This window comes from Mesorhizobium sp. KACC 23794 (assembly GCF_052180275.1).
GTDB lineage: Bacteria > Pseudomonadota > Alphaproteobacteria > Rhizobiales > Rhizobiaceae > Kumtagia.
Genome location: NZ_CP197465.1, coordinates 2,002,501 through 2,027,930, shown reverse-complemented (window position 1 = coordinate 2,027,930; position 25,430 = coordinate 2,002,501). Strand labels below are relative to the sequence as shown.

General features: G+C 62.7%; 26 protein-coding genes and 2 rRNA genes. 12 read left to right on the top strand and 16 right to left on the bottom strand.

The annotated features are described in order from the left end of the window. Nucleotides 1-7 precede the first annotated feature (7 nt). Complete coding sequence (locus ACSBOB_RS10015) at nt 8-451, bottom strand: hypothetical protein (protein ID WP_442582250.1); 444 nt, start codon at nt 449-451, stop codon at nt 8-10. Nucleotides 452-472: 21 nt separating this feature from the next. Beyond that, nucleotides 473-814, bottom strand: coding sequence for a DUF883 family protein (locus ACSBOB_RS10010; RefSeq protein ID WP_442582249.1), 342 nt, complete (start codon nt 812-814; stop codon nt 473-475). 116 nt (nt 815-930) lie between these two features. On the opposite strand from ACSBOB_RS10010, the gene ACSBOB_RS10005 reads away from it, so the two are divergent. Continuing rightward, on the top strand, nt 931-2,046 hold the full coding sequence (locus ACSBOB_RS10005) for an AI-2E family transporter (RefSeq protein WP_442582248.1): 1,116 nt from the start codon (nt 931-933) through the stop codon (nt 2,044-2,046). A 21-nt stretch (nt 2,047-2,067) separates the two neighbouring features. Here the strand turns inward: ACSBOB_RS10005 and ACSBOB_RS10000 are convergent, their stop codons facing one another. Then, on the bottom strand, nt 2,068-2,760 hold the full coding sequence (locus ACSBOB_RS10000; protein WP_442583701.1) for a Crp/Fnr family transcriptional regulator: 693 nt from the start codon (nt 2,758-2,760) through the stop codon (nt 2,068-2,070). Between the two features lie 210 nt (nt 2,761-2,970). Between ACSBOB_RS10000 and ACSBOB_RS09995 the strand changes: the two genes are divergently transcribed. Then, nucleotides 2,971-3,345 (top strand): response regulator, encoded by a 375-nt coding sequence (locus tag ACSBOB_RS09995; RefSeq protein WP_442582247.1) that lies wholly within the window; start codon nt 2,971-2,973, stop codon nt 3,343-3,345. Between the two features lie 22 nt (nt 3,346-3,367). Here the strand turns inward: ACSBOB_RS09995 and ACSBOB_RS09990 are convergent, their stop codons facing one another. Beyond that, on the bottom strand, nt 3,368-3,916 hold the full coding sequence (locus tag ACSBOB_RS09990; protein WP_442582246.1) for an RNA polymerase sigma factor: 549 nt from the start codon (nt 3,914-3,916) through the stop codon (nt 3,368-3,370). Between the two features lie 4 nt (nt 3,917-3,920). After that, nucleotides 3,921-4,079 carry a NepR family anti-sigma factor gene (locus tag ACSBOB_RS09985; protein WP_442583700.1) on the bottom strand — a complete coding sequence of 53 codons (159 nt, stop codon included), beginning with the start codon at nt 4,077-4,079 and terminating at the stop codon, nt 3,921-3,923. Between the two features lie 234 nt (nt 4,080-4,313). On the opposite strand from ACSBOB_RS09985, the gene ACSBOB_RS09980 reads away from it, so the two are divergent. The 3 genes from ACSBOB_RS09980 (at nt 4,314) to ACSBOB_RS09970 (ending at nt 6,563) form a co-directional block, all read left to right on the top strand. Further along, nucleotides 4,314-5,108: a response regulator gene (locus ACSBOB_RS09980; RefSeq protein ID WP_442583699.1), complete on the top strand. Its 795-nt coding sequence runs from the start codon at nt 4,314-4,316 to the stop codon at nt 5,106-5,108. A gap of 116 nt (nt 5,109-5,224) precedes the next feature. Continuing rightward, a complete protein-coding gene (locus ACSBOB_RS09975) occupies nt 5,225-5,389 on the top strand; it encodes a DUF1328 domain-containing protein (RefSeq protein ID WP_442582245.1) in 165 nt (54 codons plus the stop codon). A 184-nt stretch (nt 5,390-5,573) separates the two neighbouring features. Further along, nucleotides 5,574-6,563, top strand: a complete 990-nt coding sequence (locus ACSBOB_RS09970; protein ID WP_442582244.1) for a sensor histidine kinase — start codon at nt 5,574-5,576, stop codon at nt 6,561-6,563. Between the two features lie 85 nt (nt 6,564-6,648). Here the strand turns inward: ACSBOB_RS09970 and ACSBOB_RS09965 are convergent, their stop codons facing one another. Continuing rightward, complete coding sequence (locus tag ACSBOB_RS09965) at nt 6,649-7,104, bottom strand: hypothetical protein (protein ID WP_442582243.1); 456 nt, start codon at nt 7,102-7,104, stop codon at nt 6,649-6,651. A gap of 30 nt (nt 7,105-7,134) precedes the next feature. On the opposite strand from ACSBOB_RS09965, the gene ACSBOB_RS09960 reads away from it, so the two are divergent. Together ACSBOB_RS09960 and ACSBOB_RS09955 are read left to right on the top strand one after the other, a co-directional pair. Further along, nucleotides 7,135-7,353 carry a hypothetical protein gene (locus ACSBOB_RS09960; RefSeq protein ID WP_442582242.1) on the top strand — a complete coding sequence of 73 codons (219 nt, stop codon included), beginning with the start codon at nt 7,135-7,137 and terminating at the stop codon, nt 7,351-7,353. Nucleotides 7,354-7,540: 187 nt separating this feature from the next. Beyond that, complete coding sequence (locus tag ACSBOB_RS09955; RefSeq protein WP_442582241.1) at nt 7,541-8,548, top strand: serine hydrolase domain-containing protein; 1,008 nt, start codon at nt 7,541-7,543, stop codon at nt 8,546-8,548. 76 nt (nt 8,549-8,624) lie between these two features. Here ACSBOB_RS09955 and ACSBOB_RS09950 read toward each other — a convergent pair whose 3' ends face one another. From ACSBOB_RS09950 to xylF, 4 genes are all read right to left on the bottom strand, one after another. After that, nucleotides 8,625-10,295, bottom strand: coding sequence for a CHASE domain-containing protein (locus tag ACSBOB_RS09950; RefSeq protein WP_442582240.1), 1,671 nt, complete (start codon nt 10,293-10,295; stop codon nt 8,625-8,627). A 129-nt stretch (nt 10,296-10,424) separates the two neighbouring features. Continuing rightward, nucleotides 10,425-11,231, bottom strand: coding sequence for an ATP-binding cassette domain-containing protein (locus ACSBOB_RS09945; protein ID WP_442582239.1), 807 nt, complete (start codon nt 11,229-11,231; stop codon nt 10,425-10,427). A 10-nt stretch (nt 11,232-11,241) separates the two neighbouring features. After that, nucleotides 11,242-12,597 (bottom strand): sugar ABC transporter permease, encoded by a 1,356-nt coding sequence (locus ACSBOB_RS09940; RefSeq protein WP_442582238.1) that lies wholly within the window; start codon nt 12,595-12,597, stop codon nt 11,242-11,244. A 117-nt stretch (nt 12,598-12,714) separates the two neighbouring features. Then, nucleotides 12,715-13,755 carry a D-xylose ABC transporter substrate-binding protein gene (gene xylF / locus ACSBOB_RS09935; RefSeq protein WP_442582237.1) on the bottom strand — a complete coding sequence of 347 codons (1,041 nt, stop codon included), beginning with the start codon at nt 13,753-13,755 and terminating at the stop codon, nt 12,715-12,717. A 231-nt stretch (nt 13,756-13,986) separates the two neighbouring features. Between xylF and ACSBOB_RS09930 the strand changes: the two genes are divergently transcribed. From ACSBOB_RS09930 to ACSBOB_RS09915, 4 genes are all read left to right on the top strand, one after another. Then, nucleotides 13,987-15,228 (top strand): ROK family protein, encoded by a 1,242-nt coding sequence (locus ACSBOB_RS09930; protein ID WP_442582236.1) that lies wholly within the window; start codon nt 13,987-13,989, stop codon nt 15,226-15,228. Between the two features lie 203 nt (nt 15,229-15,431). Beyond that, a complete protein-coding gene (locus ACSBOB_RS09925; RefSeq protein ID WP_442582235.1) occupies nt 15,432-15,686 on the top strand; it encodes a type II toxin-antitoxin system ParD family antitoxin in 255 nt (84 codons plus the stop codon). Further along, complete coding sequence (locus tag ACSBOB_RS09920; protein ID WP_442582234.1) at nt 15,687-15,809, top strand: hypothetical protein; 123 nt, start codon at nt 15,687-15,689, stop codon at nt 15,807-15,809. It abuts the gene before it with no gap. 18 nt (nt 15,810-15,827) lie between these two features. Further along, the gene (locus ACSBOB_RS09915) at nt 15,828-15,998 is read left to right on the top strand and encodes a type II toxin-antitoxin system RelE/ParE family toxin (protein ID WP_442582233.1); all 171 of its coding nucleotides are present in this window, start codon (nt 15,828-15,830) and stop codon (nt 15,996-15,998) included. Between the two features lie 71 nt (nt 15,999-16,069). Here the strand turns inward: ACSBOB_RS09915 and ACSBOB_RS09910 are convergent, their stop codons facing one another. Genes ACSBOB_RS09910 through exbB form a run of 3 tightly spaced genes read right to left on the bottom strand, consistent with a single transcriptional unit; the run spans nt 16,070 to nt 18,628 of the window. Further along, nucleotides 16,070-17,167 carry a TonB family protein gene (locus ACSBOB_RS09910; RefSeq protein ID WP_442582232.1) on the bottom strand — a complete coding sequence of 366 codons (1,098 nt, stop codon included), beginning with the start codon at nt 17,165-17,167 and terminating at the stop codon, nt 16,070-16,072. After that, a complete protein-coding gene (exbD, locus tag ACSBOB_RS09905) occupies nt 17,164-17,634 on the bottom strand; it encodes a TonB system transport protein ExbD (protein WP_442582231.1) in 471 nt (156 codons plus the stop codon). The genes ACSBOB_RS09910 and exbD overlap by 4 nt, the downstream gene beginning before the upstream one ends. 10 nt (nt 17,635-17,644) lie before the next feature. After that, nucleotides 17,645-18,628 (bottom strand): tonB-system energizer ExbB, encoded by a 984-nt coding sequence (exbB, locus tag ACSBOB_RS09900; RefSeq protein WP_442583698.1) that lies wholly within the window; start codon nt 18,626-18,628, stop codon nt 17,645-17,647. Between the two features lie 414 nt (nt 18,629-19,042). Between exbB and ACSBOB_RS09895 the strand changes: the two genes are divergently transcribed. Beyond that, nucleotides 19,043-19,795 (top strand): SDR family oxidoreductase, encoded by a 753-nt coding sequence (locus ACSBOB_RS09895; RefSeq protein ID WP_442582230.1) that lies wholly within the window; start codon nt 19,043-19,045, stop codon nt 19,793-19,795. 10 nt (nt 19,796-19,805) lie between these two features. Here the strand turns inward: ACSBOB_RS09895 and ACSBOB_RS09890 are convergent, their stop codons facing one another. From ACSBOB_RS09890 to ACSBOB_RS09880, 3 genes are all read right to left on the bottom strand, one after another. Beyond that, nucleotides 19,806-21,659, bottom strand: coding sequence for an ABC transporter ATP-binding protein/permease (locus tag ACSBOB_RS09890; RefSeq protein WP_442582229.1), 1,854 nt, complete (start codon nt 21,657-21,659; stop codon nt 19,806-19,808). Nucleotides 21,660-22,115: 456 nt separating this feature from the next. Further along, nucleotides 22,116-22,230, bottom strand: a 5S ribosomal RNA gene (gene rrf, locus ACSBOB_RS09885). Nucleotides 22,231-22,513: 283 nt separating this feature from the next. Continuing rightward, a 23S ribosomal RNA gene (locus tag ACSBOB_RS09880) occupies nt 22,514-25,311 on the bottom strand. Nucleotides 25,312-25,430: the final 119 nt, after the last annotated feature.

Genomic DNA, 25,430 nt, shown 5'->3' with positions numbered 1-25,430 from the left:
GCGGCCGCTACTCGCGGTCCGGCGCGGGCGGCTTGCTGTTTTCGCGGTAGATCGCGTAGGCGACCGCCGCGATCGCCGGAGCCAGCAGCGCGGCCTTGCCGGCGCGGCCGCTGAGCAGCGCGGGAGCGACGGCGATGCCGGCGGCAACCGCCGCTTTCGCGAAGTCGCGGTTTCGCTGGCGCACCGCAGCCTTGGCGCGGACCCTCGAAGTCATCTTGTGGACAAGGACGATGACGACGGCGAGCGCGACGAACGCGCCGCCGATGCCCAGCGTCGCATGGATCGCTCCATAGCGCTGCGAGGCCCAGATCGTCGCCGCCACCAGCAGGAAGACAATGCCGAAGGCGGCAAGGATTCCCGCGAGCAAATAGGCGATAGCGGCGCGTTTGGCCCTGCGCAGCGCCGCCAGTGTCTCTCCGGTCGCCAGACCGGCAATCAATGAAGCGAGCATCCCCTCTCCCGCGGGCGCCGGCTAGCGGCGCGACAGAAGGGCAAGGAAATAGCCGACGCCGGCTGCGATCGCCAGCGCGGTGATCGGCTTCTCGCGAACAGCCGTCGTCAACTGGTCCTCGAGGTCCTGGGCGTTGGTCTTCAGGCTCTCTACCGCAGCCTCGCCCTGCGCCTTCAACTGTTCGACCCCTTCGGCCGCGGCGCGGCGTGCCGTGCCATAGGAGTGCTGGCCTGTCTTGGCGAGCTGCTCGGTCAGCCTGGCGATGTCCTCCCGCAACTGGCGGATATCCGCTTCCAGATCCGGCGGAACCGGGGTTTCCATATCCGAATCCGACTTTGCGGTCTTTCCGGTTGCTGCAGCCATAATGTTACTCCTGTGCATGAACGGAGCCAAACGCTCCGGTGGGGGCGTGGTTCCGGAGGGGCGGAACGAAAGCTACGAAATTGTGTTCTGGATGGCGAGAGGAACTGGAAAACCTGATGTCGGATCGGAAAGCAGCAGTGGCGCTGTCCGCGAAAAAAGCACCGATCGTGCGCCTGCCGCCGAAATCCAACCTGGAAATCCTTCTTGCGCGCGGCTCGCAGACCGCCGTAATCCTCATCGGCCTCGTCGTCTTCGTCTTCGCGCTGTCGGCCGCTGAATACATCCTGATGCCGATCTGCCTCGGCGTGGTGCTGGGCCTGATGCTCGGCCCGATAGCCTCGCGGCTTGAGGCCCGCAACATGCCGCCCGGCATCTCCGCCACGATCGTGGTCCTGCTGTTCATCATCGGGCTCTGCCTGTTCGCTGTGGCTGTCGCCGCGCCACTGTCGTTCTGGATCGAGCGGTTGCCGCAGATCTGGGCGAACCTCAAGGTGCAACTGGCCGAACTGAAAGGTCCGCTGGAAGCGCTGCGCGGGGTGCGCGACCAGTTGCGCGAGATCACCGGCAGCGAAGGCATCGCCGTATCCGTCGACCAAGGCGTCGGGGTCGAAAGCATGGCGACGCTGGCTCCTGCCGTGATCGGCCAGGTGCTGATTTTCTTCGCCAGCCTGTATTTCTTCGTGGCGACCCGCCACCAGACGCGCATTGCCATCCTGCGCCTTTGCTTCAATCGCCGATTGCGCTGGCGCGTCGCCCATGTGTTCCGCGATGTCGAGCGGCTGGTCTCGGACTATCTGATCTCGATCTCGATCATCAACATACTGGAGGGCGTCGCCGTCGGCATCGGCCTTTGGATCGTCGGTGTGCCATCGGCAGCGATGTGGGGCGCACTGGCGATCCTCACCAACTTCATCGTCTTCATCGGCCCGGCGGTGATGGTGGTGGTGCTTTTCGTCATCGGGCTGGCGGAGTTCGACACGCTGGGCGGCAGCCTGCTGCCCGTCGCCATCTACCTGACGATCAACATGATCGAGGCACAGTTCGTCACGCCGATTGTGATCGGCAAGCGCATGACGCTGAACCCCTTCGTCGTGCTCCTGTCGCTGGTCTTCTGGATCTGGCTGTGGGGTCCGCTCGGCGGCTTCATCGCCGTGCCAGCGCTGCTCGTCGTTTTCGCATTGGCCCGCAACATCATTCCCGGCATGGGGTGGGGCGAGACGCAGTCGCGGTGAAGAGCAAAACTCGTGCCGACCTCACACCAGCGGGCGGAGCGTGTCGGGCAGGCCTTCCCAGCGCGCCAGCGTCTTCAGCCCATCCATGTCTCTGATCTCGCAGGCGCCGTCCCGCCATGCGATCAGCTTGCGGTCGGCCAGCTTGCGGATCGTCTTGTTGGTGTGCACCAGCGACAGACCCAACGTGTCGGCCAGATGCTGCTGCGTAATCGGAATCTGCTGCGGCTGCATTCCGTTGAGACCAACCACATGGGCGCGGCTGCCGATGAAGGAGATCAGGTAGGCGGCTCGCTCGATCGCGCTCCGGCGGCCGAGGCTGAGCAGGTTCTCGTCGAGGATCTGCTCCTCGCGCGAGGCGATCCAGGTGATGTCGAAGGCGAGACCGGGATGGTTACGATAGAGTTCGCTCAATTGGTCGCGCTCGAACACGCAGAGAAGCATCGGCGACAGCGCCTCCACCGAATGCTGCATCTCGCCAAGCAGGCTGCCCTGCAACCCGACAAGGTCACCGGGCATCATGTAGTTCAGGATCTGCCGCCGTCCGTCGGGAAGCAGCTTGTAGCGGAAAGCCCAGCCGGACAGCACCGTGTAGAGATGGGCGCTGTGGTGCCCCTCCATGAGCACCGTCGCGCCCCTGTCGACGGCGAGTTCGCCACGCTTGAAGCGGCTGACGAAGGCCAGTTCCTCCTTGGTGAAATCGCGAAACGTCTTCATGCCCCTGAGCGGGCATTTCTCGCACGGTATGTTGGTACCCGCCGCGGCTTTCAGGTCCTTTGCAGGCACTTGATCTCCCACCTTCTTAAGAGCCAGGCGGACCTGGATGCCGCATGGTAACACCTCGGCCCGCCCGATACGGTGTCTTTTTTAAATGACAGACTTCTTAATTACCGGCATGAGTCGCGGCCTTCACGGGAGTCATACCGAGTGGCCGGGTTGCTGGACGGACTGCGTATACTGGTGCTGGAAGACGAGATCCTGATCGCCATGGACGTCGAGCAGATTTGCCGTGACGACGGCGCTGCCCACGTCGTGATCGCCCGCACGCTCGAGGAGGCCGAGGCGGCGGCATCCGACTCCAGTTTCGACGCCGCCATCATCGACCTGCGATTGGGCAGTGTCTCGACCTTGCCCTTCGCAGCCAGGCTTCGCGATCGCGGGGTGCCCTTCGTCTTCGCATCCGGGTACACGTCCCTGGGCGAGATCGGGGTTTCGTTTCCCGGCGCCAAGATCGTCGGCAAGCCGTATGCAGGAGACGACATTCTCGCCGCCCTCGCCGAAGCCCGCGCGCAGATCGTTTAGGCGGGAGATTCTGAAACTGCCGTCAGGCGGCGTTCGAGCCCATCACCTGCGAGGAGATCGCGTCAGGCCCGTAGTCCGCCTCGCCGGATATCTTCAGTATGTCCTGCAGCCTCGTCCGCGCACGGCTGACGCGGCTCTTGATCGTGCCGACCGCGCAGTTGCAGATCTCAGCCGCTTCCTCGTAGGAGAAGCCCGATGCGCCGATCAGGATGATCGCTTCGCGCTGGTCCTCCGGCAACTGCTCCAGAGCGCCGCGGAAATCGGCGAGGTCGAGCTTGCCGTGCTGGCTGGGATGCACCGCCAGGCGTTCCGTCATGATGCCTTCGGAATCCTGGACCTCGCGCCCGCGCTTGCGCATCTGCGAGTAGAACTCGTTGCGCAGGATGGTGAACAGCCACGCCTTGAGGTTGGTGCCCATCTGGAAGCTGGCATGCTTGTCCCACGCCTTGACCAGCGTTTCCTGCACCAGATCGTCCGCCTTGTCGGAATTCTGCGTCAGCGACACCGCGAAAGCCCGAAGGCTGGGTATTGTGGAAAGCAGATCTTTCTTGAACTCAGGCGTCACGGCCATGGGCTCAGTCCTCCTTCTGCGCCGTTTCGGCCGCCTCGAGCTGGCTCAGCAGCTGCGAAAAGCGATCCGGCACTTCGTCGGACACGAGTTCGTCGTAATATTGCTTGAGCTTGCGGCCGATTTCGGAACTCACTCCGAGCAGATCGGTCGACTCTTGCCCCAGCGGCGCTGGGCCGCTGGAAGCGAAGTTGTCTTTGGTTGATATCACAATGTTGCCCTGTTCTCGTTTGTTACCGGGATGGCGCGGCCCCGCACCGCGCAAAATCCTGCCCACATCCGCTCCCAAACGCGATATGGTGAACTAGGTTCCAGACAGCGGAACTTTTTCCGCTCGGCCTCGTTGTGGGCGTGGATTGTTCATGCCAATTCGTCAAGCACACCCAAGAGGGAATCCCATATGAGTTTGTCAGCAAGCATTGCGCCGCACCTTCCTTATCTGCGCCGTTTCTCCCGGGCCGTGTCGGGTTCGCAGCAGAGCGGCGACGCGCTGGTGGCGGCCATGCTGGAGGCCATCGTCGCGGATGTAAGCATTTTCCCGGACGCATCGAACGCGCGCATCGCGCTCTACAAGATTTTTGCCAAGCTCTTCACGTCCATTGTCATCCGCGTACCGGAAGATCATGCCGCGACGGGCTGGGAACGCCATGCGGCGGCGAATCTGACGGCTCTGTCGCCTCGCCCCCGCCAAGCCTTCCTCCTCGTGTCGGTCGAAGGGTTCAGCGACGAAGAGGCCGCGGAAATCCTCGACGTCAACGCGCAGGAGTTCGGCAGGCTGCTGGCGCAGGCCAGCAACGAGATTTCGCGCCAGGTCGCAACGGACATCATGATCATAGAGGACGAACCGCTGATCGCGATGGATATCGAGCAGATGGTGGAAAGCCTCGGACATCGCGTCGTCGGCACGGCGCGCACCCATTCCGAAGCGACGGCGCTGTTTGGCAAGACACATCCGAGGATGATCCTCGCCGACATTCAGCTCGCCGACGGTTCATCCGGCATCGACGCTGTGAACGAAATCCTGAGCTCGACATCGCTGCCGGTCATCTTCATCACAGCCTTCCCGGAACGGCTGCTGACCGGCGAGCGCCCGGAGCCCGCCTTCCTCGTCACCAAGCCGTTCAACCCCGAGATGGTCAAGGCGCTGATCAGCCAAGCGCTTTTCTTCGATCGGCAGGCGAAGGCCGCGGCCTGAGGTCTGTCATGTCCTGATGACGGCCGCCGGATGGCGGCCGTTTCTTTTTGGGAACCAGGCTCTGGAACCATCCCGTCAGGCCGGCGTTCTCGTTCAGCAATCCAGGAGATCAAGCCATGTTGTACTGGGCACTCGTCTTTCTCGTCGTCGCCATCATCGCGGGCGCTCTGGGTTTCGGCGGCATCGCTGGAACATCCGCCGGTATCGCGCAGATTCTGTTCTTCATCTTCCTGGCGTTCCTGGTCATTTCGCTGATCGCCGGTTTCGTCCGCCGCGCCTGATGCTTGAGGCAGGGTATCTGCAAACTGGAAGCCGCACCCCTCAAACGGTTTCCAGCGGCCGCCGGGCCGTGCTCGCCAAAAGCGGCGTGGTCCGGCGGATCCCTGCTCCGGAGCGAAGTGGCTCTGCTATCTGAAAGGCGGGGGTGTACCAGGTCATAGGCATTGACCAGAGTTTGGGCGGGCAATGAAACTGCATCCCACATCGTCGACGCCCGACCGGGACGGCAGCCTGCTCAAGGCGCTCTCCAACACCGGGATTTCGATCACCTATTGCGATCTCGACCTGCGCGTCGTCTGGGCCGAGAACATACCTTCGGCGTGGTCAGAACATCCTGTCGAGGGTTTGCAGCTAAGGGATTTTCTCCCGCTCAACATTGCCTCCGATCTTGCCCGCGCCAAACACGAGGTGATTTCCACCAGCGTGTCCCGAAAGCTGGAAATCGGCATCCCGGCTGAAGGGGGTGCAAGCTGGTTTTCCGTATGGCTGGATGCCGACCGCTCGCCCGACGGCAAAATTCTCGGCATCATGACCACCGCCGTCGACATCAGCGACCAGAAACGCCGAGAACAGACGCTGCGCACCTTGCTGCGCGAAGTCGCGCACCGCTCCAAGAACCTGCTGGCTATCATCCAGAGCATCGCAACCCAGACAGGCCGCCATTCCGACACCGTCGACGGATTCCTTTCCCGCTTCCGCGGACGGCTTCAGTCGCTTGCGTCTACGCAGGATCTGGTGACCTCGTCCAACTGGCGGGGAGCCTCGTTGCACGAACTGATCCTCGGCCAGGTCGGCCGATACACCGCCGACGCAAGCCAGAGCATTCGGCTCGAAGGCGACAGGCCCGATCTCAACCCGAACGCCGCGCTCCACATCGGGCTCGCGCTGCATGAACTTGCCGTCAATTCCGTCAGCTACGGTGCGCTCGCGCGCCCCGACGGCTACGTGACGATCACGAGCCATGTCCAGTCCGGCCCATCGGCACCCGGCCTGTCCCTGGTGTGGGTCGAGACGATCAGCGTCGCAAATCATGCGATCGGCCAGAAGCGCTTCGGCAGCGTCGCCCTTGAGCGCGTCGTTCCCGCCGCGCTGAACGGATCGGCCACGCTCGAGCTGACCGACACCCGGCTAACCTATTCGCTGCTGATTCCGGAAGGCAATTTCGAAACCGAGTAGCCGGTTCGAAAAACAGCCTACGTCGAGGCCGCTACAAGGTTTCCGTCACAACAGAGGCCGGCTTCCAAGGCATGTAACGTCTCCGTCATCGTGGAACCCTCCCGTGGCCGACCTCGTTATTGGCGAAAGGAACTTCGTCATGGAACACATAGCCGCCCTTCTTTTGATCGTTGGTTGCTCCGGTGACCTGAAGCAGTGCAGCGAACTGCCTTCCCCCGTCACGGTCTACGAGACCTACGAGGAATGCCAGTCCGAACTCCCCCCTGTGCTTTCCTCTTTCCGGGGCAAGACCGACAAACTCTTCGGGCAATGCGTTTATGTAGACCCCGCCGTGGAAGAGGAAGACGCCGAGTTGGTTTGGGAGATCGGCCACGACGGAAAGCTCCATGCTTCCGTCGAGGCGTATGGCGCAGAGATTGCGTCCACCGTCGACCACTCCACCAAGACGTCCAGCGTAAGCCGCTGACGCGAGAACAGTGACGGCCCGGCGGCGCGTTGCGCCGTCAGCCTCAAATTCGGCGAGCACGAAAGTCCTGCCCATGCTATGCGTCTCCTCCGCATGGAGGACAGAATGCGCACGACGGCAACGACGAAGATTTCCCTGGCTTTCGCTGCGGGCGTGATGCTCGCCAGTTGCACGACAGCCCCTGCCCCTCCCGACACCACCGCCGCAGCGATCGCCGCCAGCAAGGTCGAAACCGCCGGCGCCACCAAGGTTGGACCGGCCTCACGCCCGGGCTTCTGCACCTTCAAGACCGCCGCGGGCGGCCTCTACGAGGCGAAGTGCTAGAACGTAGACTCGCTATCGCGTAGCCAGATGCGGACTGCGGCGAGCTTGAGAGCGGCGCGATGGTTTTCCGCCGGCCTGTCGTAGGTGTCGTGATGCGACGGGATTGCGTGGCTTTGTCAAAGAGGCGCTCCACCGGCGCCGTGCCCTGGCCAACATCCTTCAAGAGCCACAATGGCGAAGAGGCTTGATGTTCAAGATTCGGCTCGCATTCCTGCTGGTCATCGGCGTGTTGATAGCGGGAAACGCCAGCGCTCAAGCTTGGCAAGAGGTCGATCCGACCACATTGGGTTGGTCCGCGGACCGGCTGGAAGCTGCCAGGCGTCAGTCTGCTGCTCTCAAGCCGACAGCGGTAATGATCGTCCAGGACGGAAGGGTCATCGCCAGTTGGGGTGATACGTCCCGTAAAGTGAATGTTGCTTCCGTCCGAAAGAGTCTTCTCAGTGCACTATACGGCATTGCCGTTGCTGAACGCAGGATCGACCTTTCCAGCAGCCTGGCCGACCTCGGTATTGACGACAATGCACCCAGTCTGACCGCAACCGAGAAGACGGCAACCGTCCGTGATCTCTTGATGGCGCGTTCTGGCGTCTACCATCCCGCCGCCCATGAGACAGGAGACATCAAGCGCAAGCGGCCTAAGCGTGGAAGCCATCCACCCGGATCGTTCTGGTTTTACAACAACTGGGATTTCAATGCGCTTGGAACGATCTATCGACAGCAGACCGGCGAAGACATCTTCCAAAGCTTTGAGCAGAGAATTGCCCAACCGCTCGCCATGGACGATTTTTCGACCAAGGATGGCCGCTACGCTGCCGAGGAGCTTTCCGAGCACCCAGCCTATCCCTTCAAACTCAGCGCCAGAGACGCGGCACGCTTCGGCCTGTTGTACCTGAACGGCGGACGCTGGGGCGAAAAGCAGATCATTCCCGCCTCGTGGGTCAGGGAATCGACTACCCCTCATTCCTGGGCAAAGCGAATACGGCAGGGCTATGGTTACATGTGGTGGACGCTGCCCCCCGACACCTGGGGTCCAGACGCATTTTATGCCTCTGGCTACGGCGGCCAGGTCATCGCCGTTATACCGTCGAAACGACTGGTCGTGGTTCAAACCGTCGATCTGAAACAGAACGCGAGTGGTATCAGGACAAGCGCGTTCATTGATCTGCTGAAAGGGATCGCCTCGGCTTCGCCGTGAGCGTCAATTTCCCGGATATCTCGGCCGTCACTCCCTTTTATGAGTTCACGGGCTCTGCAAGACGCCCTGAGTCCAATTACTGGCCGGCGCGCTCGTTGCCCGCGGCAATTTCCGGTGAACTGCGCTCGAACTCCCTGTCGAGCGGGACGTCAATGTCGATCGACAGGCCCGTATCGGTGAAATCGCGTGAAATGTTTCCGTTCAGCTCGCGCGTGATATTCATCTCGATAAGCTTCGTGCCGAAACCGGACCGCCGCGTCGTTTCCTGATGCTTCGACCCGCGCTCCTGCCAGCGCAGCAGCAGCCGCCTTTCGGATGCCGTGCGCTCTACCGACCAGCTTACCGCGAGCGCCGACATCGAACTGGCGACGGCTCCGTATTTGAGCGCATTGGTGGCGAGTTCGTGGAACGTCAGCCCCAGCGCCTGGGTGGTCTGCTCGTTGAGGAGCACCTTCGGTCCGTTCAGCGCGTCCTCCGGCATCGTCTTGCCGAACACCTGCTCCAGTTCCATGCGCAGCAGGTCGCCGAGTTCCACCTTTTGCCAGCGCGAACGGGTCAGCATGTCCTGCGAGGCAGCCATGGATTGCAGCCGCGCGGCGAAGGAAGCGGAGAACTCCTTGAGATCGGCGGAGTTGGCCGCGGTCTGCCGCGCCATGGCAAGCACCCGGGTGATCGAGTTCTTGATGCGATGCTTCATCTCCTGGAGCATTAGGTCCTTCTCGGCGAGACTGCGCTCGGTGGCGTCGTGCAGCCGGGATTTTGCTTCGTAGGTCCGCTCCTGATAGCGGGCGAGCGCCGCCACCGCAGCGGCCAGCATGAGGCCGGCCAGCCCGAGCAGGATCGGCAGGGCGCGCGACGACGGCCGCTGGAATCCGCTGGTCGGTCGGAATTCGAGCGTCCATTCCCTGCCAGCCACCGTCAGTTTCCGGGTCACCAGGAAATCGTCCGAAAACCGCGTGTCAGGCGGTGCCTCGGAGCGGAACAGCAACGTGTCCGGCGAGGACGGCCCGTCATGCACCTCGACATTGACCGGCAGGATCGGCGGCTTGGACAGTGCGGAGTAGAACAGCTCCGCGGTTCGGAAGGCCACGTAGACCAAGCCGACCGGGCGGTTGTCGGCGTCGCCCGGACCGGAGGTCCTGGCCCTCAATGCCGAATAGACGAAGATGCCGGGCGCCGGCTGGGTGCTGCCTGTGTTCTCGCCAAGGATGACGCGGCCGCTGGCCCGCGCCATGCCGCTGGCCAGCGCCGCCTCGATCGCCTCGCGGCGGACAGGCTCAGAATACATGTCGAAGCCGATAGCCGACCGCGTATTGTCGTCGAACGGCTCGAAAAGCGTGACCGGCGTGCGCCAGACCTCGCCGGAGATCGGAAAAATCTTACGGGCGACGCCGTGTTCCGCGGCGATGCGCTCCTCAAGCGCGGATTCGGCCCCCTTGCGGACCAGGCTCAAGAACCCGACGCCGCGCAACCCCGGAAAATTGTCGTTGGCGTCGAGCGAGTCGAAATAGCTCTTGAATTCCGGCTTGCTGACATTGCCGAAGCGCGCCTCGAAGAAGGCCTGCGTGGTGACCAGAAGCGACAGATCGAGATCGAGCCGGCTTGCCAGCCGGCCGAGGGCATCGTCGGCCGACGCCTCGAATTTGAAGCGCGCGGCCTCCTCGCCGGTTCGATACGCGAAGCCGGCAGTGACCAGGCTGGCGATCGCGACGGCCGCGAACGCCAGAAACGGAAGCAGCTTCTTCAATGCCGACTTTGCCCTCTCGGAGGTAGCCACTTTATGAGGGCAGGCAGATCAGAATGCAATGCGCGCGCCAATGGCTGGCCCAGCGGGTAGCCCGATCATTGGACCTGGATCGGCGCGGCGGCAGCGGCCTCAAGCGGCAGCCGCGACCTTGAGCGCGCCCGGCCCGGGAATGGCGCCAGGCGGACATTTGCCGAGGATGATCATGCCAAGCACCTCGTCCTGGGTCACATCCCGGGTGTGCGCCGTGCCGACCACCTGGCCGTTCTTCATCACGCAGACACGGTCCGCAAGGTCGAAGACGTCGTGGATGTCGTGGCTGATCAGGAAGATGCCGATGCCGTCGGCCTTCAGCTGCTTCACCAGTTCTCCGACCTGCGCCGTCTCCTGCGGACCCAGCGCCGCCGTCGGCTCGTCCATGATCAGGATGCGCGCGTTGAACAGGATGGCGCGGGCGATCGCCACCGACTGCCGCTGGCCGCCGGAGAGTTTTACCACCGGCTCCTTGAAGCGCTGGAAGCGCGGATTTAGCCGGCCCATCACCTTGCGGGCTTCCGATTCCATCGCGGCATCGTCAAGCGTACCGTATTTCGTCATGAGTTCGCGGCCGAGGAACAGGTTGGCGGCGGCGTCTACGTTATCGGCCAGAGCCAGCGTCTGGTAGATCGTCTCGATCCCGTATTTCTTGGCGTCGCGGGGGTTGGAGATCGACGCCTCCTCGCCATTGACGAAAATCTGCCCGTGGTCGCGCTTGTAGGCGCCGGACAGGATCTTGATCAGCGTCGACTTGCCGGCGCCGTTGTGGCCGAGCAGCGCCACGACCTCACCCGGATAAAGATCGACCGAGGCGTCGTCGACGGCGCGGATGCCGCCGAAGGCGATGGAGATGTTGCGCATGTCGATGAGAGGTGTGCGGGTGTTCGTGTCCGTGCCGGCCATGTCCGCCTCCTCAGTGCACACGCTTGCGGTAGGATATGTCGATCCACACCGCGAGCACCAGGACGATGCCGACCACGATGTTCTGCAGCGGCGTGTCGATGTTGAGCATGACCATGCCCGATTGCAGCGACTGCATCAGCAGCGCGCCGAGCATGGCGCCGACGACCGTTCCCGACCCGCCGGCGAGCGACGTTCCGCCGATGACGGCCGCCGCGATCACCATCAGTTCGTCGAACAGGCCGAGCGAATTCGTCGCCGAGTTGAGGCGCGCCGTCGATATCGCCGCGCTGATCGTGGCCAGCACGCCCATGATCATGAACACCTTCATGGTCACCCAGCGCGTGTTGATGCCGGCAAGGCTCGCCGCCTCCGGATTGCCGCCGATGGCGAAGACATAGCGGCCGAAGCGGGTGCGGTTGGTGACGAAGGTCATGACGATGCCGACGGCGATCGCCATCAGCACGGGAACGGCAATGCCATGGGCAATGAACAGGCCGCCCTCCGGCACGGTTATGCCGTTCAGCTCGGCATATCTCTTCACGATGCCGGCCGGCCAGGGGTAGGAATTGGCGAGCTTCACCGCGCCGAGGATAACGGCACAGGCGACCGCGCCGAGGAACATTTCCGCCCAGACCGGCCGCAGCGGGAACCGGAAACGCTTGCGCTGCGCGCGCCCGTTGACCAGCAGCAGCACGACCGCCACGCAGGCGGCAGCGCCGATCACCCAGCTCCAGGTCGAGCCGACCGCGCCCTGCGGCCCGCCGCCCATCAACTGGAACGTCGCATCCAGCGGCGCGATCGTCTGGCCGCTGGTGACCCACCAGGCAGCGCCGCGCCAGATGAGGAAGCCGCCCAGCGTCACGATGAAGGCCGGCACTTCCAGATAGGCGATGACATAGCCTTGCAGCGCGCCGATCATCAGCCCCAGCACGACGCCGGCGACCAGCGCGAGGATCCAGATCAGCGGGTTGCCGGCGCCCAGGCCGATGACCTGGATGAGGAAATGCGCCTGGGCAAACCCCATGACCATGCCGATCACACCCTCGGCCGAGCCGACCGACAGGTCCACATTGCGCATGACGATGACCAGCACCATGCCCGTCGCCATGATCGCCACGGCCGAGGCCTGCACCGAGAGGTTCCAGAGATTGCGCGGCGTGAGGAAGGTGCGGCTGTCGAATTCGAACGGATTGACGCCGAGGCGCAAGCTGGACACGACCTGCAGACCGATCCAGATGATCAGCAGCGCGGCGACCATGCCGAGCATGCGGGTGTCGAGTTCGGTCGCCTTGAGGAAACGGCCGACGCCTGACAGCTCGGACGCGCGGGCGCGGTCGGGCGCCACGCTGGATGCGGCATCGGTCATCACGATCTCCTCCCCTCCGGTCTTCCGTCTGACGCGGTGCGCCGAAGCTTGGTCAACTTAGAAAAACGCCGCGGTTTTCGCAAACCGCGGCGCATGGACTGATTGTACCGGGATCGCTCAGTTGCAGGCGGCGACCGAACCGGCGGCGACGCCGGCGCAGGCGGCATCCTTGGAGATCCAGCCGGCGTCGATGACGACGTTGAGATTGTCCTTGGTGATCGCGACAGGGGTCAGGAACACCGACTTGACGGTGTTGCCGCCCGGCGTCGTGAAGTCGACGGCGCCGGCAATGTCGCCCGTCTTCTTGCCGTCGGCCAGTTGCGCCGCGATCTCGGCGGCGTTCTTGCCGAGTTCGCGCGCATCTTTCCACACCGACACGGTCTGCGTGCCGAGCGCGATGCGGTTGAGTGCGGCATGGTCGCCGTCCTGGCCGGACACCGGCACGGAGCCGGCAAGGCCCTGCGCGGTGAGCGCCGCGATGGCGCCGCCGGCCGTGCCGTCATTGGAGGCGACGACCGCGTCGACCTTGTTGTCGTTGGCGGTCAGGAACTGCTCCATGTTCTTCTGGGCGTTGGCCGGCAGCCAGCCGTCGGTGTAGGCCTCGCCGACATTCTTGATCTTGCCGGCATCGACGGCCTCCTTGAGCACTTCCATCTGTCCGGCGAACAGGAAGTCGGCGTTCGGATCGGCGCCCGAGCCCTTGATGAACACGTAGTTGCCTTCCGGCTTGGCGGCGAACACGCCCTTGGCCTGCAGGCGGCCGACTTCCTTGTTGTCGAAGGTCAGGTAGAAGACGTCCTTGTTCTCGATCAGGCGGTCGTAGCCGACGACCGGAATGCCCTCGTCGACCGCCTTTTGCACGGCGGGGCCGATGGCCGACGCGTCCTGGGCCAGGATGATGAGCGCGTTGGCGCCCTGGCTGATCAGGCTTTCGACGTCGGTCAATTGCTTGGTCGGGTTCGACTGCGCGTCGGCGGAGATGTATTTGTCGCCGGCGGCCTCGATGGCTGCCTTCATCGCGGCTTCGTCCGTCTTCCAGCGCTCCTCCTGGAAATTCGACCAAGAAACACCGATAACCTTGTCCTTGGCGCTGGCGACTGTCGCAAGCGAAAAGGACAGCGCAACGCCCGCCAGCATGGCGGCTGCAAACTTCTTCATGATTTCCTCCCTGCGCCGTGTTTGGCGCGACATTTCGGCCAAAGCCCTCGAGGCTTTTTTTCGAGCCTCGAAAAAACATGTCCCGGCCCGTCGACACTGTCAATACAGATTTTCTGCGACCCTCCCATTTTTTCGAGAGCCGAACTAATGATGACAGTTCCTCACGCTTCTGACACTATCGCGTGAAGCCGGCCGCAAACATGAGCCGGCGCACAGGGAGGAATGCTTACGATGTCGGTCGGCATCCGTCACGACGATCTGAGGAAGCGCAACCGCGCCATGGTCATCTCGGCCATCCGTCGCGCCGGCCAGGCGTCGCGCACCGGCATCGCCGCGACGACCGGCCTCAGCCACTCCACCATCTCCGCGATCTCCGCCGACCTGATCGCCGAGGGCATCCTTGCCGAGGCGAAGAACGGCGAAACCAATGCGCTGAAGCGCGGCCGCCCGCAGGTCGCGATCGGCCTCGACCCGGAAGCAGCGACAGTCGTCACCATCGTCCTGCTGTTCAATTTCCTGATGGTTTCCGTCGTCGATTTTGCCGGACGCACGATCGTCGAGCAGCGCAAGAAACTGTCCACCTTCGATCTTTCGGCGGACGATCTGGTCGGCGAATGCATCGCGACGGTCAGGAGCCAGTTGGCCAGGCGCGGCCAATTCGGCAGGCCCGTGAGGCGGATCGTCCTTGCCGTGCAAGGCACCACCGATGCCGACCACCACACCTTGCTATGGTCGCCGATCACCCCGTCTGAAGGCATCGACTTCGGCGGACGCCTGGAAAGCGCCTTCGGCGCGCCGGTGACGGTCGAGAACGACTGCAACATGATCGCCATGGCGTTGCGCTGGCGCGATCCGGAACGCTACCGCAACGACTTCATCGCCATCCTGCTGTCGCATGGCATCGGCATGGGGCTGGTGCTCAAGGGCGACCTGTTCACCGGGACGCAGTCTTCAGGCGGCGAATTCGGCCATATGGTGCATCGGCCGGACGGAGCGCTCTGCCGCTGCGGCCGGCGCGGCTGCGTCGAGGCCTACGCCGGCAACTATGCGATCTGGCGCAAGGCCCGAGGCGCGAGCGAGGATGAGGCGCCGGTCTCCGACATCGGCGCGGCCGACATGGCGGCGCTGGCCGCAGCCGCCCGCGACCATGACGGGCCGGAACGCGAGGCCTATCGCCGGGCCGGCGAAGCGCTGGGCTACGGCCTCGGCAGCCTGTTCGCGCTGATCGACCCGGCGCCGGTGGCCATGGTCGGCATCGGCGCCGGCGCTTTCGACCTGATCGAACCGGCGCTGCGCACCGCCATCGCGCTGACCGCCGGCGGCCAGCATTCCAAGGCGATCTCGTTTGCCACCGACAGCGACGAGATTCCGCTGATCGCCCTCGGCTGCGCCATGCGCGCGCTGACCTTCATCGACCAGGAAGTGCTGGCGGCGGGCAGTGCAGCCATGGCGCGCGGCAGGGACGTGGGATAGCGCCTGAAAGACAAGGATTTTTCAGCGGCCTCGTCCGCTTCGCGCGCAGCCTGTCGATTTCGCCCGCAGCCTGTCGATACGGAAAACAGGCACTCCTGTTCGTTTCCGCCCGCGCGAGCTATCCCGAACAGCAAGGGAGCATCGTAACAATATTTGCCTAATCAATGTTATCCGTTACGATAACGATAGCAGGAAGGCGCATCATGAACGTGTCGATCGGAAAACGCTGGGAAGAGTTCGTCAACGATATGGTGAAGGAGGGGCGCTACGGTTCGCAAAGCGAAATCGTGCGCGAAGGCCTTCGCCTGGTCGAGGAGCGCGAGGCGAAGCTGAAAGCCCTGCGGGAAACCATCGATGCCTCGATCGCGCGCGGCGGCGGCAATACGACAGAGCAAGCCAGAAAGGCGGTGAAAAAGCGGCTTGAATCCCTCGAACTCGCCGCCGACCGGAATGGTTAGGTGCCGACCCTACGATACACGGACGCCGCGCTGGACGATGTCGCGGCGATCGCCGCCTATATCGCGAAGGTAAGCAACAGCGTTCGCGTCGGCGAGCGTTTTACCGATCAGATTTTTGACTGATGCGAGCACCTTGCCAGCTTGCCGGGCAGGAGGGGACGGTTGCGGCCTGAGTTGAGGCCGGACCTACGCAGCGTCGCATTCAAAGGTCATGTGATTTTCTTCCGCTACCAAGATCATGTTCTCGAGGTGGTAAACGTCCTCGAAGGACATCGCGATATCGCATCGTACTTTGACGACAACGACACATAGCCAACCACCGAGCTTTTCCGGCGGCGACCCTGCTCACCAATCGGTGAGCCATCGCTCGCGACGGAAAAGCGTCATTCCACATTTATCGGTGCGGTGAGCGTTCTGCTCACTCCAGCCGGTGGTGCTGGTATAGGCGAGCGGCGAAGCACCATGGCGACGGCGCTTTGTTCCAGCTTGGGATCTCCCGACGATCCCACCACCGAGGCCGCAAGCACGTTGCCGCTATTGTCGAAGGAGAACTTCACCACGACCTCGCTGCCACGACGCCCCTTCAGAGATCGCTTGCCGCGCGCAATATGCGCGTACACGCGAGATTTCCAAGTCGCCGGCGACATGGTGGAACCCTTGGACCCCTGATTGCCTGAGGCCGCAGAGGCCTTCGGCGAGGCCTGTCCCGACTTGGTTCTTGCAACGGTCGCCTTCGGCGATGGCTGCTTCTTCGGCGGCGCCTTGGTGACTTCCTTCGATTTCTCGGCGGGCTTGGCTTTCTCGACCGGTTTCGCCTTCGCAACGGGCTTCGCATCCTCGGCCGGCTTGCGCTTGGCGGCCGGCGGCTTGGGTTCCGCCTCTTCCTCGACCGGACGCGGCTCCGGCACGGCAACCGCCACCTCGGGCAGCGGAGCCTCGACGATGTCCGGAATGACCTCCTCGGCTTCGGCGGTGGTCGGCTCCGCCGTCGGCTCGACCGTTTCGGGCACGACCTCCGACGTCTCCGTCACCGTTTCCGGAACGCCCTCCGCCGCCTCCGCCTGTTCCGTCAGGGCCGGGTCAATCGGCTCCGCGGTTTGCGGCGTGATCTCCTCGACCACCGTTTCCCGAAGCGGATCGACCTCGTCGAATTCCACGACCTGCTCCACCCGCGTGTCGGTGACAGGAACAGTTTCGGCGATCTCGACGGGTTCGTCAGCCGCCATCGACTCCTCGCTGTCGACGGTGTCCGGCGTGTCGGACGGCACCGATTCCGGCGAGACCGTCGCGGGGGCGAGGTCGATCATCATCGCAGCCGGGGCAGCATCGGCGGGCGGCGGCTCGGCGCCCCCCCACCGATAGGCCTGCCACCCGGTTCCCAGATGCGCGGCAAGCGCCACGATCGCCGCCGCCGACCACAGGACGATCTCACGGCGCTCGAAGCGTCGCCCGATCAGGCCAGGCTCGGCCTGGACACTCATTCGGCCGGCTCGCCGGACGGCACCGCACCCTCGCTTGCAGCGGCCGGAAAGGTCTCCAGCCCGACCAGCGCGATCTTGAGATATCCGGCGCCGCGCAGCGCGTTCATCACATCCATCAACTCGCCATAGTCGACGGCCCGGTCGGCGCGGAGGAAGATGCGCTGCTGCTTGTCGCCGGCGGTGATGCGGTCGAGCGCGGCGCCCAGGGCCTGCCGCGCCACGGTGTCGTTGCCGAGCGACAGCGAAAGGTCTTCCTTCACCGTCACATAGAGCGGCTTGTCGGGCCGCGGCGATGCGGCAGCCGTCGATGCGGGGAGGTCGACATTGACATCGACGGTCGCCAGCGGCGCCGCGACCATGAAAATGATCAGCAGGACGAGCATCACGTCGATGAACGGCGTGACGTTGATCTCATGGTTCTCCTGGAGATCGTCGCCGTCAAACGATTCGCGGACACCGCCGGCCATGGCGCTACTCCTATTCCGCCGCGGCGCGCGCCAGTTCGGCGGCGACGCGCGGCCGCGCGAACATAGGCTCTCGCGACACGACATGCCTGAAGTCGAGATCGCGGCTGACCAGCCGCTCGACGCCGGCAGCCGCATCCGCCAGCGCCTGCCGGTAGGCGACGATGGATCGCGCGAAGACATTGTAGATGACGACGGCGGGAATGGCGGCGACAAGGCCGATCGCCGTCGCCAGCAAGGCTTCCGCAATACCCGGCGCGACGACGGCAAGGTTGGTCGTCTGCGCTTCGGATATGCCGATGAAGGAGTTCATGATGCCCCACACCGTACCGAACAGGCCGACGAAAGGCGCCGTGGAGCCGATCGTCGCCAGCACGCCGGTGCCCTTGCCGAGCCTGCGCCCCGCCTGCGCCTGGATGCGCGACAGGCGCAACTCGATCCGCTCCTTCAAGCCGTCCGGGGAAGCGTGATCCAGCGCCTCGGCGGAAAGGCCGACCTCGTCGGCCGCCGCCCTAACCAGTTCAGCGCCCGGCCCGGCGCGTCGGCCGATCTGCTGGACCGCATCGTCGAGCGCCCGCGCCGAACCCAGTATGCGCAGCACGCCGCGCAGCCGGGTCTTTGCACCGGCGATCTCGAGGGTCTTCGCCAGCCACACGGTCCAGGTGACAAGCGAGGCGAAAGCAAGCCCGATCATCACGGCCTTGACCACCCAGTCGGCGGCCAGGAACATTCCCCATGGCGACAGATTGTGCGGCAGCGTCGAGCGGTCCGCACCTTCGCCAGGTTGTTGCGGCTGCCCCTGCGGCATGCCGGCAGCGGCGCCAAGCGGCTCGGATGCCGGCAAAGCGGGTGGCTGTGCGTCGGTGGGCGGCGAGGCGGCAGTGGCAGGCTCCGCCATCGGCGCAGCCTGCGTCACGACGGGCGAAGCAGGCGCGACCGGCGTTTCCACCGCATCTTGCTGCGCCGCGGCCGGACCGCAAACGAAGATCAGGACCAGAACAACCGGCGCGGAACACCAAAAATTCCAAATGTTGCGGTTCCGGCTGGAAAAACTCGGCTTGGTTCCCAAACTCGACTCCCGCTTTCGCCTTCCGGCAGGCCTGCCAGGAGGAAGATCCCATGGTCAGGCCGATCACACGCCCGCCCGCCGGGCCCGACCGGAAATATCCTGATCGCGCCTTCGTCGCGAAGCCACGAAGTGACCCGCGCCACGCATAAGTCACAGACCGGGCACCTAACATTCTTGACTATTTCATTCAACAATAATTTGACTGAAATGCGTCGCAGCCACCCCGAACGCGCGATCCGCTGAGGCGCGAAACTCCGGGGCTTGAAAGCAGGCCTGAACTGGTCTCTGCTGCCAGTCCGGGCCGGAGGAGCCGGGTCGGGGAAAGCCATTTGGGGGGGAAGCATGAATCTGTTCAACCTGTCCGGCGAGGTGGCGTTGGTCACCGGCGCCGGCAGCGGTATCGGTCAGGCGATCGCCATCGGACTGGCGCAGGCGGGCGCCGACGTCGCGTGCTTCGGACACGACTCCAGGGGCGGGCTGGAAGAGACGGCGGGAAGGATAGAGGCGCTCGGCCGCAGATCGCTGGCGCTGACCGGAACAGTCACCTCGGAAGCCGATCTTTCGGCTGCGATCAGCCGTATCGAGAAGCAGCTGGGGCCGCTCACCATCGCCGTCAACAATGCCGGCATCGGCGGCTCCGATCCGGCCGAGACCATGCCGGTCGAAAAATGGGACCGTATCTACGACGTCAACGTCAAGGGCGTGTTCCTCTCCTGCCAGGCCGAGGCGCGGGTCATGCTGGCGCGCAAAAAGGGCTCGATCATCAACATCGCCTCGATCTCGGGATCGATCGTCAACCGCGACCTCACCCAGGCGCACTACAATTCATCGAAAGCAGCGGTCATCCATCTGTCGAAGAGCCTCGCCATGGAATGGTCCCGACGCGGCGTCCGGGTCAATGTCGTCAGCCCCGGCTACACGCTGACACCAATGAACCAGGGCGAACGCAACAAAGTCTTCGCCGCCGGCACGCCGATGGGCCGGCTGGCCGAGCCGGAAGAGATGGTCGGCCCGACCGTCTTCCTGGCAAGCCGCGCCTCCTCCTTCGTCACCGGCCTCGACGTGATCGTCGATGGCGGGTTCGTCTGCTGGTAGGCGCACTCTTCTAGGGATGCCTGGCCCGGCGGGCATCTGCCCTGGCAGCCCGCCGCTCGGTCGCCGCCGGCTTGCCCTTCAGGGCGCCACCGACCTTAACCTTCTTCAGCGCGTGGCCCTTCGGATCGATCTCGAGTTGCAGGGTCCGCGAGAAGAAGCCGCCGCCTATGTCGGCGCGGCCGATATTGATGATCGCGGTGTCCGCTGCGCCTTCCCTAAGCACCGTGAAGACGCGCGCCCGCGTGTCGGCGTCCAGCGTGTCCAAGGCTTCGTCAACCACCGCCCAGCGCGGCCTGTGCAGGGCGAGCCGGGCAAAGGCCAGCAGCCGCAATTCCTCGTCGTTGAGTTCGCGCTCCCAGCGGGCGGCCGTGTCGAGCCGCGAAGCGAGCTTGCCGAGACCGATCTTCGTCAGAGCCTCCACGAGTTCCGCATCCGAGAAAGTCTTGGCTCCATCGGCCGGGTAGGACAGCAGATCGCGCAGCGAGCCCGGCGAAAAATACGGCGTGCGCGGAATGAACGTCACATTCCGGCCTTTCGGCAGGCCGACGCGGCCGCCGCCCCAGGGCCAGAGCCCGGCCAGCGCGCGGAAGAACAGCGTCTTGCCCGCCCCCGGCAAGCCGGTAACCAGCACGCGCTCCCCCGGCGCGATCTCCACATGCTTCTGCGACAGCCGCGTGCAGCCGTCGGGCGACGAAACCTCGAGGTCGTCCATGGTGATGCGATCGCCTTCGGCCTCGACGAAGTCGATCCGCCTCTCCACATCATGGATATCGTCGATCCTCAGCATCGCCGAGCGGAAGGAAGCGACGCGCAGCAAGGTGGCGCGCCAGTCGGCAATGCCGCCTATATTGTCGATGAACCAGCGCAGCGAGGCATGCACCTGCGTGAACGCCGCCGCCGCCATCATCAGCCCGCCGAAGCTGATGTCGCCGGCGAAATACACCGGCGAGGCGATCACGATCGGCACCACCACCGTGATCCATCCGTATCCCGCCGTCACCCAGGTGAGCCGCACCGTGGCCAGCGCGATGCGTTTCGTTGCCGCAAGCACGGTGGCCAGGTCGAGTTCCAGCCGCCGCCGCTCCTCGCCCTCGCCGGCTGCCAGCGAGATGGCGTCGATATGCTCGTTGACCCGCATCAGCGAGAACCGCAGCTCTGCCTCGCGCGCATAACGCTCGCTGTTCAGGTTGATCAGCGGCCGGCCCGCCAGCCAGCTCAGGAATGACGCGATGCCGGCATAGAGCACCGCCGCCCAGACCATGTAGCCCGGTATCTCGAACGAGCGGCCGGAGACATGGAAGACGAATCCGGTCGACAGCGACCACAGCACGCCGACGAAACTGACCAGCAGGATCGTCGCCTGCAGCAGGCCGACGCCGAGATCGGTGGACAGGTCGGTGAGGTGATGCGCGTCCTCATGCAGCCGCTGGTCGGGATTGACGCCGATGGCGCCGGCCTTGGCCAGCCGGAACGCCCGCCTCGGCCGCATCCATTCGCCGATCAGGTCGCGCGTCAGCCCCTCGCGCAGCTTGATGCGCAGCATCTGGTTCAGCCAGGTCTGGGTGATGTTGAAGACCAGGAGCACGCCGGCGATCTCGGCGAAGACCACCAGTTGGTGGAAGAACGCCTGCAGGTCGCGGCGCTCGATCGCATCGTAGAACGGCCGGTTCCAGCGGTTGAGCAGCACCTGGCCCAGCGCCGTCGCCACGATGACGGCGAAGATGCCGACCATCAGCCACAGGATGGTGTTGCGCACCGGCGAAGCCATGAACGCCCGCCACATCATCACAAGCTGGTCGCGAAAGCTTTCGTCGCCGACCGTGACTGCCGACTGCTCGTCCGTCTTCCCGTTCATCCGACCCATCCCGGCGCGCAGGACACCGCCGTCCCGCGACGGTCTCCGTCATGCGCGGAGAGTTGGTGCCGCCACCTTCATAAACAAGATCGGCGCAAAACGCATGCCGGCAATCGGCGACGAGATACGGTCCAGCCACAAGATCCGGCGGCCCGGATATCCTTGAGATGCGGCCTAGACGCAAAAAGCCCGCGCGGGGCGGGCATGGATATCTGGATGGCGGGAAAAATAAAACCTGCAGCCCGGCAGACCACAATGAACTCGCGCAAGGCTGTCGACAAGGCGGCCACGCCTTCGCCAGGAAGCGGGTTCAGAAAAAGAAAAAGCCCGCACAAGCGGATCTTCAATACAACTACCTACAGAGACAGCCATGCAAGGCAGCTTGTACCTTGCCGACATTACTTTTGCTGTCAGCTATCGTTTCCGCCATCTTACGTATCTGAGAAGATTTCATGCATTTAGCAGACCTGGCAGCGACTTACTCTCCCGCGTCTTGAGACGAAGTACCATCAGCGCTGGAGCGTTTCACGGCCGAGTTCGGAATGGGATCGGGTGCAGCCGCTCCGCCATAACCACCAGGTCGGCGAAAAGCATGTTGATTTTCGAGAAGCTGTTTTGAGCGAATAGCCAATAGAGAGCAGCGAATAGGGGTTTCCTGTTTGATGCCTCTCGGGCTGTTTGCCTGTCTTTCCGTGCCTTTGTCCGCGATAGTCTGCCCCGAAGCGAAGCTTCGCAAGCGCGACTGCGCGTCGCGGCGTATGCCGCGCCCCGTCCGGAGGCCAGGCTGGCGTGAGCCAGCCGATGCGGCCGTGAGGACAGGAGATCAACCATCCGACTTCGTCGGATGGGCATTGAGAATGAGAACGATCAAGCCGATCGAGCTATTAGTACCGGTAAGCTTCACACATTGCTGCGCTTCCACACCCGGCCTATCAACGTGGTCGTCTTCCACGGCTCTCAGGGAATACTCGTTTTAAGGTGGGTTTCCCGCTTAGATGCCTTCAGCGGTTATCCCGTCCGTATATAGCTACCCTGCTATGCGGCTGGCGCCACAACAGGTCCACCAGAGATACGTCCATCCCGGTCCTCTCGTACTAGGGACAGATCCTTTCAATATTCCTACACCCACGGCAGATAGGGACCGAACTGTCTCACGACGTTCTGAACCCAACTCACGTACCGCTTTAAATGGCGAACAGCCATACCCTTGGGACCTGCTCCAGCCCCAGGATGCGATGAGTCGACATCGAGGTGCCAAACAACCCCGTCGATATGGACTCTTGGGGGTCATCAGCCTGTTATCCCCGGCGTACCTTTTATCCGTTGAGCGATGGCCCTTCCACGCGGGACCACCGGATCACTATGACCGACTTTCGTCTCTGCTCGACTTGTCAGTCTCGCAGTCAGGCAGGCTTATGCCATTGCACTCAGCGAACGATTTCCGACCGTTCTGAGCCCACCATCGCGCGCCTCCGTTACTCTTTAGGAGGCGACCGCCCCAGTCAAACTACCCACCATACATTGTCCCGGACCCGGATGACGGGCCGCGGTTAGACATCCATAGAGATAAGGGTGGTATTTCAAGGGTGGCTCCACAGAAACTGGCGTCCCTGCTTCAAAGCCTACCACCTATCCTACACATGCCACTACGAATGCCAATGTAAAGCTATAGTAAAGGTGCACGGGGTCTTTCCGTCTAACCGCAGGAACCCCGCATCTTCACGGGGAATTCAATTTCACTGAGTCTATGCTGGAGACAGCGGGGAAGTCGTTACGCCATTCGTGCAGGTCGGAACTTACCCGACAAGGAATTTCGCTACCTTAGGACCGTTATAGTTACGGCCGCCGTTTACTGGGGCTTCGATTCAAAGCTTGCACCTCTCCTCTTAACCTTCCAGCACCGGGCAGGCGTCAGACCCTATACGTCGTCTTGCGACTTCGCAGAGCCCTGTGTTTTTGATAAACAGTCGCTACCCCCTGGTCTGTGCCACCCCCATACACTTGCGTGCAAAGGGGTCACGCTTCTTCCGAAGTTACGCGTGCAATTTGCCGAGTTCCTTCAGCATAGTTCTCTCAAGCGCCTTGGTATACTCTACCAGACCACCAGTGTCGGTTTCGGGTACGGACTATAAGCAGGAGCTATTTCCTGGAACCACGCAGCAGCCCAATCAATCCGATAAGATTGAACTACCTTGATGATCCGTCACTACCTGCAGGCTCACGAATATTAACGTGATTCCCATCGACTACGCCTTTCGGCCTCGCCTTAGGGTCCGGCTAACCCTGCTCAGATTAACTTTAAGCAGGAACCCTTGGTCTTTCGGCGGGGGAGTCTCTCACTCCCCTTACGTTACTCATGTCAGCATTCGCACTTCTGATACCTCCAGGATGCCTCACGGCTGTCCCTTCGCAGGCTTACAGAACGCTCCGCTACCGCTCAGCTTGCGCTGAACCCAAAGCTTCGGTGCATGGCTTTAGCCCCGTTACATTTTCGGCGCAAAGACCCTTATTTAGACCAGTGAGCTGTTACGCTTTCTTTAAATGATGGCTGCTTCTAAGCCAACATCCTGGTTGTTTTGGGATCCTCACATCCTTTCCCACTTAGCCATGACTTGGGGACCTTAGCTGTTGGTCAGGGTTGTTTCCCTTTTCACGACGGACGTTAGCACCCGCCGTGTGTCTGCCGACTAGTACTCCTCGGTATTCAGAGTTTGCTTAGGTTTGGTAATCCGGTGAGGACCCCTAGCCCATGCAGTGCTTTACCCCCGAGGGTATTCGGTCGACGCTCTACCTAAATAGATTTCGCGGAGAACCAGCTATTTCCGAGTTTGATTGGCCTTTCACCCCTAGCCACAAGTCATCCCGAACTATTGCAACAGTTATGGGTTCGGACCTCCAGTAAGTGTTACCTTACCTTCATCCTGCTCATGGCTAGATCACTCGGTTTCGGGTCTAATGCGACGAACTGAACGCCCTGTTCAGACTCGCTTTCGCTGCGCCTACACCTACCGGTTTAAGCTTGCTCGTCACACTAAGTCGCTGACCCATTATACAAAAGGTACGATGTCACCCTTGCGGGCTCCATCTGTTTGTAGGCAACCGGTTTCAGGTACTTTTTCACTCCCCTTGTCGGGGTGCTTTTCACCTTTCCCTCACGGTACTAGTTCGCTATCGGTCATGCACGAGTACTTAGGCTTGGAGAGTGGTCTCCCCATGTTCAGACAGGATTTCACGTGTCCCGCCTTACTCAAGGACTTTTGCTCGCATTACGCGTACGGGGCTGTCACCCGCTATGGCCACACTTTCCAGAGTGTTCCGCTTGTCTCGCAAAAGCCGCTGGCCTGGTCCGGGTTCGCTCGCCACTACTTCCGGAGTCTCTGTTGATGTCCTTTCCTACGGGTACTTAGATGTTTCAGTTCCCCGCGTTCGCCACTTTACCCCTATGTATTCAGGGTAAGTTACCTATTATCGATACTTGGAAACCACAGCAGCAGGTTGCCCTGCTGCTCTGATTCTCCAAGCACCTTAGGTGGGTTTCCCCATTCGGAAATCGTCGGATCAAAGGGTATTCGCACCTCCCCGACGCTTATCGCAGCGTATCACGTCCTTCATCGCCTGTGCATGCCAAGGCATCCACCAATTGCCCTTAAGACACTTGATCGTTCTCATTGCCAATGCCCACCGCGCAATCCGAAGGATTGTCGCGCCTGCGCAATCTCGAAGAGATTGTCGCCTGCGCAACCCAATTGGAATTGCATAGATGGCATTGGCACAAAAAGA

What these genes read in the sequence shown, in the direction of transcription:
- ACSBOB_RS10015 (WP_442582250.1), bottom strand. Translation starts at nt 451, where the DNA reads ATGCTCGCTTCATTGATTGCCGGTCTGGCGACCGGAGAGACACTGGCG.
- ACSBOB_RS10010 (WP_442582249.1), bottom strand. Translation starts at nt 814, where the DNA reads ATGGCTGCAGCAACCGGAAAGACCGCAAAGTCGGATTCGGATATGGAA.
- ACSBOB_RS10005 (WP_442582248.1), top strand. Translation starts at nt 931, where the DNA reads ATGTCGGATCGGAAAGCAGCAGTGGCGCTGTCCGCGAAAAAAGCACCG.
- ACSBOB_RS10000 (WP_442583701.1), bottom strand. Translation starts at nt 2,760, where the DNA reads ATGAAGACGTTTCGCGATTTCACCAAGGAGGAACTGGCCTTCGTCAGC.
- ACSBOB_RS09990 (WP_442582246.1), bottom strand. Translation starts at nt 3,916, where the DNA reads ATGGCCGTGACGCCTGAGTTCAAGAAAGATCTGCTTTCCACAATACCC.
- ACSBOB_RS09980 (WP_442583699.1), top strand. Translation starts at nt 4,314, where the DNA reads ATGAGTTTGTCAGCAAGCATTGCGCCGCACCTTCCTTATCTGCGCCGT.
- ACSBOB_RS09975 (WP_442582245.1), top strand. Translation starts at nt 5,225, where the DNA reads ATGTTGTACTGGGCACTCGTCTTTCTCGTCGTCGCCATCATCGCGGGC.
- ACSBOB_RS09970 (WP_442582244.1), top strand. Translation starts at nt 5,574, where the DNA reads ATGAAACTGCATCCCACATCGTCGACGCCCGACCGGGACGGCAGCCTG.
- ACSBOB_RS09965 (WP_442582243.1), bottom strand. Translation starts at nt 7,104, where the DNA reads ATGGGCAGGACTTTCGTGCTCGCCGAATTTGAGGCTGACGGCGCAACG.
- ACSBOB_RS09960 (WP_442582242.1), top strand. Translation starts at nt 7,135, where the DNA reads ATGCGCACGACGGCAACGACGAAGATTTCCCTGGCTTTCGCTGCGGGC.
- ACSBOB_RS09955 (WP_442582241.1), top strand. Translation starts at nt 7,541, where the DNA reads ATGTTCAAGATTCGGCTCGCATTCCTGCTGGTCATCGGCGTGTTGATA.
- ACSBOB_RS09945 (WP_442582239.1), bottom strand. Translation starts at nt 11,231, where the DNA reads ATGGCCGGCACGGACACGAACACCCGCACACCTCTCATCGACATGCGC.
- ACSBOB_RS09940 (WP_442582238.1), bottom strand. Translation starts at nt 12,597, where the DNA reads ATGACCGATGCCGCATCCAGCGTGGCGCCCGACCGCGCCCGCGCGTCC.
- xylF (WP_442582237.1), bottom strand. Translation starts at nt 13,755, where the DNA reads ATGAAGAAGTTTGCAGCCGCCATGCTGGCGGGCGTTGCGCTGTCCTTT.
- ACSBOB_RS09930 (WP_442582236.1), top strand. Translation starts at nt 13,987, where the DNA reads ATGTCGGTCGGCATCCGTCACGACGATCTGAGGAAGCGCAACCGCGCC.
- ACSBOB_RS09925 (WP_442582235.1), top strand. Translation starts at nt 15,432, where the DNA reads ATGAACGTGTCGATCGGAAAACGCTGGGAAGAGTTCGTCAACGATATG.
- ACSBOB_RS09910 (WP_442582232.1), bottom strand. Translation starts at nt 17,167, where the DNA reads ATGAGTGTCCAGGCCGAGCCTGGCCTGATCGGGCGACGCTTCGAGCGC.
- exbD (WP_442582231.1), bottom strand. Translation starts at nt 17,634, where the DNA reads ATGGCCGGCGGTGTCCGCGAATCGTTTGACGGCGACGATCTCCAGGAG.
- ACSBOB_RS09895 (WP_442582230.1), top strand. Translation starts at nt 19,043, where the DNA reads ATGAATCTGTTCAACCTGTCCGGCGAGGTGGCGTTGGTCACCGGCGCC.
- ACSBOB_RS09890 (WP_442582229.1), bottom strand. Translation starts at nt 21,659, where the DNA reads ATGGGTCGGATGAACGGGAAGACGGACGAGCAGTCGGCAGTCACGGTC.